Source organism: Lederbergia ruris (genome assembly GCF_018332955.1).
Classification (GTDB): Bacteria; Bacillota; Bacilli; order Bacillales; family Bacillaceae_C; genus Lederbergia; species Lederbergia ruris.
Genome location: NZ_BORB01000015.1, coordinates 89,768 through 98,454 on the forward strand (window position 1 = coordinate 89,768; position 8,687 = coordinate 98,454).

10 protein-coding genes are annotated in these 8,687 nt (G+C 37.0%); all 10 read right to left on the reverse strand.

The genetic code is table 11. The features are described from left to right. Nucleotides 1–2: 2 nt before the first annotated feature. Genes KI363_RS10585 through flgB form a run of 10 tightly spaced genes read right to left on the reverse strand, consistent with a single transcriptional unit; the run spans nucleotide 3 to nucleotide 8,232 of the window. A complete protein-coding gene (locus KI363_RS10585) occupies nucleotides 3–1,253 on the reverse strand; it encodes a flagellar hook-length control protein FliK (RefSeq protein WP_212966297.1) in 1,251 nt (416 codons plus the stop codon). 21 nt (nucleotides 1,254–1,274) lie between these two features. Beyond that, on the reverse strand, nucleotides 1,275–1,859 hold the full coding sequence (locus KI363_RS10590) for a MotE family protein (protein WP_158323407.1): 585 nt from the start codon (nucleotides 1,857–1,859) through the stop codon (nucleotides 1,275–1,277). 20 nt (nucleotides 1,860–1,879) lie between these two features. After that, nucleotides 1,880–2,326, reverse strand: a complete 447-nt coding sequence (gene fliJ / locus KI363_RS10595) for a flagellar export protein FliJ (RefSeq protein ID WP_158323406.1) — start codon at nucleotides 2,324–2,326, stop codon at nucleotides 1,880–1,882. Next, on the reverse strand, nucleotides 2,323–3,648 hold the full coding sequence (gene fliI / locus KI363_RS10600) for a flagellar protein export ATPase FliI (RefSeq protein WP_158323405.1): 1,326 nt from the start codon (nucleotides 3,646–3,648) through the stop codon (nucleotides 2,323–2,325). The genes fliJ and fliI overlap by 4 nt, the downstream gene beginning before the upstream one ends. Next, nucleotides 3,645–4,415, reverse strand: coding sequence for a flagellar assembly protein FliH (gene fliH / locus KI363_RS10605; RefSeq protein ID WP_191967533.1), 771 nt, complete (start codon nucleotides 4,413–4,415; stop codon nucleotides 3,645–3,647). Before fliH ends, fliI begins: the two co-directional genes overlap by 4 nt. Further along, nucleotides 4,408–5,415: a flagellar motor switch protein FliG gene (fliG, locus tag KI363_RS10610; protein WP_158323403.1), complete on the reverse strand. Its 1,008-nt coding sequence runs from the start codon at nucleotides 5,413–5,415 to the stop codon at nucleotides 4,408–4,410. The genes fliH and fliG overlap by 8 nt, the downstream gene beginning before the upstream one ends. 12 nt (nucleotides 5,416–5,427) lie before the next feature. Then, nucleotides 5,428–7,026, reverse strand: coding sequence for a flagellar basal-body MS-ring/collar protein FliF (fliF, locus tag KI363_RS10615; protein WP_158323402.1), 1,599 nt, complete (start codon nucleotides 7,024–7,026; stop codon nucleotides 5,428–5,430). A 39-nt stretch (nucleotides 7,027–7,065) separates the two neighbouring features. After that, nucleotides 7,066–7,371, reverse strand: coding sequence for a flagellar hook-basal body complex protein FliE (fliE, locus tag KI363_RS10620; protein ID WP_158323401.1), 306 nt, complete (start codon nucleotides 7,369–7,371; stop codon nucleotides 7,066–7,068). A gap of 23 nt (nucleotides 7,372–7,394) precedes the next feature. After that, the gene (flgC, locus tag KI363_RS10625; RefSeq protein WP_158323400.1) at nucleotides 7,395–7,847 is read right to left on the reverse strand and encodes a flagellar basal body rod protein FlgC; all 453 of its coding nucleotides are present in this window, start codon (nucleotides 7,845–7,847) and stop codon (nucleotides 7,395–7,397) included. A 1-nt stretch (nucleotide 7,848) separates the two neighbouring features. Next, nucleotides 7,849–8,232, reverse strand: a complete 384-nt coding sequence (flgB, locus tag KI363_RS10630; RefSeq protein ID WP_212966298.1) for a flagellar basal body rod protein FlgB — start codon at nucleotides 8,230–8,232, stop codon at nucleotides 7,849–7,851. Nucleotides 8,233–8,687: the final 455 nt, after the last annotated feature.

Below are 8,687 nucleotides of genomic sequence, written 5' to 3' on the forward strand. Positions count from 1 at the left end.
CTTTACACCTCCTTTTCAAATAGAATGTGATTCATTGTTTCCTGAAAGTTCGATTCATCATCTGGTTGTTTATGTTTCTCTTGGAACGCTTGTCGATTTTCTTGACCTTGCTCATGTTGACCATGTTGATTCGTATACTTCAATTGACTGGCATCGCCATAAGAGACTTCAATGCGGTCAACCTGAATATTCTGTTGTGAAAAGGCCTGTCTTAAACTTTGCATCTGAACATCTAACATTTCCTTTGCAGTCGAAGAAGAAGCTAAGAACTTCGCCGTCATGACTCCATCTTTTTGCAGTAATTCAACTCTTAATGATCCTAATTCTTCTGGATAAAGCCTGATCGTAAGTCTAGCTGTATGTGTCGTTTGACTGAAGGTCGATCGTCCTATAAGATTGGATAACTCTCGCACAAAATTTCGGAAAGCTGGCTGTTGCTCAAGCGGCTTTTGCAAATTTAATTGATCTGTCGCTATGCGAACTAAGCGATCCTGACCTCCCGCTAGTTCCTGAGGCAGTGGAAAATCCAAATCCTGTTCGGTTGTATTGGCCATTTCGATTTGATTCTTAGTAAAATGAATGCCTTGCCTAGTTAAAAGCGGTGATTGCTCAATTGGCTCGTTCATCTTAGTAAAAGCTTTCGGGACAGCTTCTTTTAATAACTCCAACTTTGACACTGAATGAATTTTTTCTTTTAACAATTGCGTTAACTCTTCCAACTCGATCAGCTGACCCATCTCTTCTGCCGGGAGAGGAATTTGTTTTGCTAATGATTGTAGACTTTTTTCCATTTTGATCAAAGTAAATATTGATTCTTGCGGAAACCCTAACCAATCCGTTGGCTTCAAATCATGTAAAGCTTGAAAAATTTGTTTACTCATTACCAAAACATTATTTTGTTGATTTTCGGAAGGTTGAAAATCTATTTTCTCTTGTAACCAACTAGCAATTTCCGAGAAAGACGGTTCCCAATCGGGAAAATGGTTCATCATAATAAAGTTCAAATCGGGATCATGGGTTATTGCTTCATCACTCAGTAATTCCAAATTAGTATCTTCTTCAGTCAGCCATTCCAGTAATTTTTCAATAGGTGAATGTGTTTCCTCCGTTTGCACGAGAGAGATTTCTTCCAGTGCCGCTTGATTTTCTTTCAATAAACTGCCCAGAAGCATTGTAAAATCTGAAGTTGGTTCAGTTTCAAATGGAGAAGTGACTAGCATTCCCGGGCTCATATCAACCATATTAATCTTCAAATATCTCACCTGCCCTTCCACTTAGTTAGCATTTATAGATAATTTCTCTGTATACTTGGCCGCTTTATCGGCCGGCATATTTTCTAAAATTTTCGCTAGTGATTCAGTTGGCAAATTGGTAAGGATTTTCACTGCCTCATCATCATTCATCTCTAACACAATCGGAGCAGCTTTCTTTGGTGACATAGATGCATAGGTTGAAACAATATCCTTGAACTCCCGTTTATTTTGCTCTTGCTGTTCCTTTAATTCATCTATTGTCTCTTCTAATCTCTTTTTTTCTACTTTATAACGTTCTTGCTCAGCGTCTTTATCCTCTATTTTTTTCTTTAGTTGTTCGATTTCCGCATTTTTATTTTGAATTTCAGCATCCAATTGGATCATTTTTTCTTTATATTCACTTATATTTTCATTATCTTCTTGAACGGCTACATTTGAAATAAAGGGGATTTTTCCTGCAAGTTCCTTTGCCTGTTGGAAAACATTCACACCTGCAAAAGAAGCGATTAGAAGCCCTAAAAATAGTACAATCAAAAGCGGAATGAATCCCCAATAAATAAAGCGTTGAAAAAAGGTGGTTTCTTTTCGATCCTTCTGTTTTTTCAAGGCCTTTCCCACTTTCTCACCTAACTTCCTCCTCGAAAAAAGTACTGCCTTGAAGAAAATTCATCGAGGTTTAAATTTTCCGTTTTATGAAGTACTTCCATATAGGCTTGATAACTTTTCTCTTTTAATTTTTCGTACTTTTTTACTTCGATATTGCTTTCCTTCAATTTTTCTTCATGCCAGTTCATTGTATTACGTGCATGGATCACAATTCCTTGAGCATGTTCAATCGATTTTTCCAAATTTGAAACAAAGTATTGGTAATGTCTTATTTTGTCAACTGATAGACCATTTGCTAATTCTTCCGATTGAAATCGTTCAAGATCCTCTTTTTTCTTCAGCAAATCATAAAGATGCTCCGCTGCTATCGTGAACTTTCTTACAGATTCTTGATAAATATGTAAAGATTCTTCTTTCTCTCTCTCTTTTAAGCTTAAGATTTTTTGAAATTTATATTGAAAGCTCAATTTTTATCACCTGTTCCTACTAATTGGATCAGCTCATCAATGCTTTGATCGATTGAAATTTTCTCATCCGTCTTCTGTTTTAAAAAAGACAAAATATGTGGATAAAAGTCAATCGCTTGATCAATTTCTTTTGAGGAACCCCGTTTATAGGCACCTATATTAATAAGATCTTCAGAATTTAAATAAGTGCTAAGCATTTCACGTAATTTTTCCGCGCTACTTTGGTGATTTTTAGAAACGAGTTCATTCATGAGCCTACTTACGCTCTTCAAAATATTAATTGCGGGAAATTGACCTTTGTTAGCAAGCGCCCGATCAAGAACAATATGCCCGTCTAAAATCCCCCTGACAGCATCAGCTATCGGTTCATTCATGTCATCACCATCAACTAATACTGTATAAAAAGCGGTGATTGAGCCATATTCATTCGTACCTGTCCGCTCTAATAATTGCGGTAGGATAGAAAATACAGAAGGCGTGTATCCTTTAGTTGCAGGGGGCTCACCTACTGCCAGTCCAACCTCCCGTTGCCCCATCGCTACCCGAGTGACGGAATCCATCATGAACATTACATCCTGACCCTTATCACGAAAATATTCTGCGATCGCGGTCGCCGTGAAGGCCCCTTTTATTCTCATTAAAGCGGGCATATCAGAAGTAGCCGCTACAATAATCGATTTTCTCAATCCTTCCGGCCCCAAATCCCTTTCGATGAATTCCCTAACTTCTCTACCACGCTCACCAATTAAAGCTATGACATTAATATCTGCCTTTGTATTCCGGGCAATCATGCCAAGCAAAGTACTTTTCCCAACACCACTACCAGCAAAGATTCCAAGTCTTTGTCCTTTTCCAACAGTCAATAAGCTATCGATTGAGCGAACCCCTACCTCTAACTGCTCAGAAATAGGCGGCCTACTTAAAGGGTTAGGCGGTGATTTGTCTGTATTTGTTGTCGTCATGCCCTTAGGAATCCCCAACCCATCCATTGGTCTTCCTAAAGAATCTACAACTCTACCAATTAACTCAGGACCAACTTTTATTTGTAAAGGTTTCGCAGAAGCTTCCACTAAACTACCTGGTGCAATCTCGCGAATATCCGTATAAGGCATTAAAATAATATGTTGTTCTTTAAAGCCAACTACTTCAGCCATTATTTTTCTTTTCGCCGTGCCAGTCCCTATATGGATATAACATACATCCCCAATGGAACTTTCTGGACCTTGTGATTCAATCATCAGACCTACAACTTTACTAACTTTTCCATAGCGCTTATACGTATTGATCGTTTGGACAATTGACAATAAATCTTTCGCCATCATGACTCTTCACCTGTCAAGATTTCTAATAGTTTTTCTTTCAATTCCACTAATTGATTTGAAATGTTTGCATCAATTCTTCCGTGTTCTGACTCAATTTGACAAGCGTATTCCTCTAGATCTACATTTGGATAAATAAAGCATTCCACATCTTTTGGAAAAATCGTTTCAAGTTCTTGTTTTTCAGATAATAGTAATTCATATTGTGACGGATGGACATGAATTTGAATTTCTTTACTATTCCGAACCTCTTTTAACGCGGTTTGAACAAGTGGAATAAAACGTTCGGGTTCTCCCTCAAGGGTACTGCGGATAATCCTTTCAGCAGAAGCAATGGCTAATTCCAAAATAACGACCTCAGAACTATGGATATACTTTTCATACTCCTCTTTTGAAAGGTCAATAATATGTTTTGCCTGTTCAATCTTTAATTTATACTCATCAAACCCTTGTTGCCTGCCTTCATTTATTCCAATTTGAAAGCCTTCATCATATGCTTGCTGAATTCGTTTGTCCTTCTCCTGCTCCCAATGATTTTGCTGTTGCTTTATATCATCTAATAATATCTTCGCTTGTTCCTCGGCTTGGTGAATCAAGTTTTTTGCTTTCTGTTTAGTCTCAGTCATAATACGTTGTTCTTCTTGATCAAGATACTGCCTGTCCATTGAGGGAGTGTGATCTTTTTGATCCAGTTGTATTTGTTTAATTTGAATCATTCTAGGATTTTCTTGTTGGTTTCTATTGATTTGACTTTTAAAAAGCCTAGACAATAATATCATCTCCTCCACCACGAGCGACGATTATTTCACCAGCATCCTCTAATCTACGAATAATCCCAACAATTTTCGATTGTGATTCTTCTACATCACGCAATCTTACTGGCCCCATAAATTCCATTTCTTCCTTAATAGTTTCAACCATTCTAGTAGACATATTCCGATAGATAATTTCCTTCACTTCTTCACTAGAAATCTTTAATGCCAATAATAAATCTTCATTATCGCATTCACGGATCACTCGTTGAATGGAGCGATTATCAAGTGTCACGATATCTTCAAATACAAACATCCGTTTTTTAATTTCCTCTGCTAATTCAGGATCTTCAATGGACAAAGCATCTAAGATCGTTTTTTCGGTTGAACGATCTACACCATTTAACACATCCACAACAGCCTCAATTCCACCAGTTTGTGTGTAATCCTGTGTGACCGTTGTTGACAGCTTTCTTTCGAGTATCGACTCTACCTCGCTTATCACTTCTGGCGAGGTTCGATCCATAACAGCAATACGTTTTGCGATGTCCATCTGTACATTCTGTGGAAGTTCAGAGAGAATTTGTCCCGCTTTTTCTGGATCTAAATAAGATAAGATTAAGGCAATTGTTTGCGGATGCTCATTTTGAATAAAATTTAATATTTGAGCAGCATCTGCTTTGCGAGCAAAATCAAATGGTCGCACCTGTAATGAGGAAGTCAGCCGATTGATGATAGCAAGAGCCTGTTCCTCCCCTAAAGCTTTCTCTAAAACCGTTTTGGCGTACCCGATCCCACCTTGAGATATATAATCTTGCGCGATGGCAATTTGATGGAATTCGTCTAGAACATCCTCTTTCGCCTCTGATTCAACTTTTCGTACATTCGATATTTCCAAGGTAAGTTTCTCAATTTCTTCTTCAGATAAATGTTTATATACCGATGAAGCAACATCAGGTCCCAAAGAAATTAGGAGTATTGCTGCTTTCTGTTTGCCTGACAAACCTTTTTTAGACAATCTATAACCCTCCTAATCCTCAGCCAGCCATGTTCGCAAAAGCTTTGCAAATTCATCAGGTTTTTCCTTAGCTAATTTTTCTAATTGTTTTCTTCTCAATGAAGCCTCAGATACTGTTTCCTCTTGAATATCCGGTATTTCAACTTGTTCCGTTGTCGATTCCTCTAACCATTCATCTTCCTCATATATTTCTTCCTCTTTCTTGCGTGATCTTAGTAAAAATACAAGTAAGATTGCAATAATAACTAACAACAATCCTCCGGCCACGTAAACCCACCATGGAATTTTACTTCCAATCGTCTCTTCCATATCAACTTTTCCATTAAATGGTTGTACAGATACCATAATCTTATTTGCAATTTCATCATCTGAAAGATCGGTTCCAGCATCTTTATCAATGGAAGTTTTCACAATTGTTGACAGTAGATCTTGAATGTCCTGTCGGCGCTCTTCAGGAAATGTGTTGACATTTTGCGGATCTGGCGGTTCAACCATTACTTGGATCCCAAGGTCGCGAACCTTATAGGGGCTTTCCACAATTTCTTTACGAATGCGATTAATCTCGTTATTAATCGTTTCTTCCGTTTTTTCGTAGTCCCCATTACCACCTGTTCCTTCTAAGTATTGAGTTCCACCTGCATCGTCAGCATCCCCTGTTGGTGGTACTCCACCGGCTTGTTCGCCATTTCCTGTATAAGCTTCTGTTATTTTGTGAGCGCTAATTGCTATGCCCTCCATATTTTCTTCATCAACAGGTGACACTAAGTTTTCTTCGCGATTCTCCTGCGTAAAATCAATATCTGCTGTTACTGAAGTGACAACTTTGTCAAAGCCCATCAAAGTTCCCAACATGTTTTGTACTTGTCTTTGTATATCACGTTCAACCTGTTTTTTTATTTGCATCTGCTGTGTAACACCATTTTCAGCATATTGATCTTGGTTCAAGTCAAAATATTCAAGAAACTGATTGCGAATAACAATATTTTCCACGGGGAGATTAGGAACAGTTTTAGATACTAAATAGTAAAGTGATTTTATCTGTTTCTCATTAAATTCATAGCCTGGTTCTGTTTGTAAAACAATGGATGCAGAAGCTTCTTCAGTGGAATCATTTAGAAAGACTCCCTTATTTGGTAAATTAATCATGACCTTTGCTTGATCAATTCCCTCAATGGTTTTCATAAGCTCTGCCAATTCTGTTTGCATCGCACTAAGTTTTAACACATTAAACTCGTTATCAGTCATACCGAAACCAGCATTTTCACCGAAAAAAGAATAATCTATTTGGCCAGACTTAGGGATACCCTCTGAAGCTAGCTCCACCATTAATGATTCAGCCTGATCTTCTGGCACTTTAATCGTTGAACCGCCACCTGCAATTTCTGACTTAATCCCTTTTTCATCAAGACTTTCTTTAATAGCTCCAGTTTCATTCGGAGTTAGGTTTGTATACAAAGGTACAAATGTTGTTTTAGTTGAAAAATAAAAAATGATAAAAATGATAAAAAGAAAAACAAGAAGAGATCCACCGATTATATATCGTTGTGTTTTTGTTCTATTAATCCAGTATTCTTTTAAACGATCAAATTGCTTGTTTATTGTCTCTTTCATTTATAAGCCCCTTACTAAATCCTGCAAATGATTATCAAGTCAGATTTGCATTCTCATCATTTCTTGATAAGCTTCCACCGCTTTATTTCTAATTTCCAAAGCAGCTTGCATTGTAATTGCTGCTTTTTGTGCCGAAATCATCACATCATGCAACTCTATATTTTGACCGTTTAAAAATTTTTGGGTCGCTTCATCCGATTGTACTTGGGCACTATTGATCTCATTGATAGCATGATTGAGAAATGTCCCAAAATTATTTTCTTTTAATTGGGACACAGCCTGATTTTGTTCCTGACTACGCTCAGGTAAAGCTGCACTCTTTATTACATTATTGTTGATTAACATTTGCAAAATCTCTCCCTATAAATTTACTTCCCTATTTGTAGAGCTTTTAGATACATAGATTTACTGGCGTCAAACACAGTTACATTCGCTTCATATGAACGTGTAGCACTAATTAAATCCACCATTTCCTTTAATGGATCGACATTTGGAAGCTGCACATAACCATCTTGATTAGCATCGGGATGGTCAGGATTATACTCAAGTCGATAAGGAGAATCATCTTCAATTATCTTGGTTGCTTTCACGCCGTTCAGTTGTTGAGCCTGCTCCCCTAATGCAATATTCAAATGGGAACTAAATGACGAAGTCTGCGGTTGCATGACAACCATTTTTCTTGTATAAGGTCTCCACTCACCATTTATGTATTGGCCACGAGTTGTATCGATATTGGCCATATTAGAAGCGATTGTATCCATTCTTAAGCGTTGGGTAGTAAGTGCTGAAGAGGTAATTCCCATATTTTGAAACACTGACATGTTACTTACCTCCCCTTACTACATTTGTCAGCGTGGAAAAATTTCCATTTAATCTTTCAATAAGAGTTTGGTAGTACAGTTGGTTTTTTGCCATATCGGCCATTTCCTGATCAAGATCAACATTATTGCCATTATCATGGTATTGAAAATCCCGTTTTGTGTAGACAGATGGATTCTGCTTCAAATGATCAAACGACAGGTGACGAGAATTTGTGCGTTTTAGTTCCAATTCCGTTTTTTCTAAAATATTTCCGAAACTTACATTTTTCGACTTATAGTTTGGGACATCTGCATTCGCAATGTTATTGGCTATTACTTTTTGCTTAAGAGCCGAATTACCTAAACCTCTTTCTAATGAGGTAATAGTGTTGGAAAATAATTCCATTACTGTCACCACTTTCTAAATTAATCTATATTTCGACACATTTCTATTTCTCATTGTATTACTATTGTCATGTCACGTCCATATCTGTTTAGATAAATATATGTCTTTTTTTAAAAATATGTAACAAAATGGTACTTACGACTTATAAAAAAGCTAAATTTTTGTCGATACGCAGAATTTACGGACAATTCAACCATTTAATTACGCTAAAAAAGACCTAAGGACTAAACCGGAGTATACATGAGTTTTGTATTAAAAAAACCTTTTTCTCCAAAAAACAATGATATTACTAAGAAAAAAGGGCAATTACAATCAAAAAAAAGAAGCTGAGGCTGGGACAAAACTCCAGTAAATAAAATTAAGGCGTTGGGGCTTACACTTAAAAAGTGTAGACCCCACGCCTTTTTTTGTCGCTATTTTAGTAAACAAAAAGGACACCTTTTGATAAAATTAAA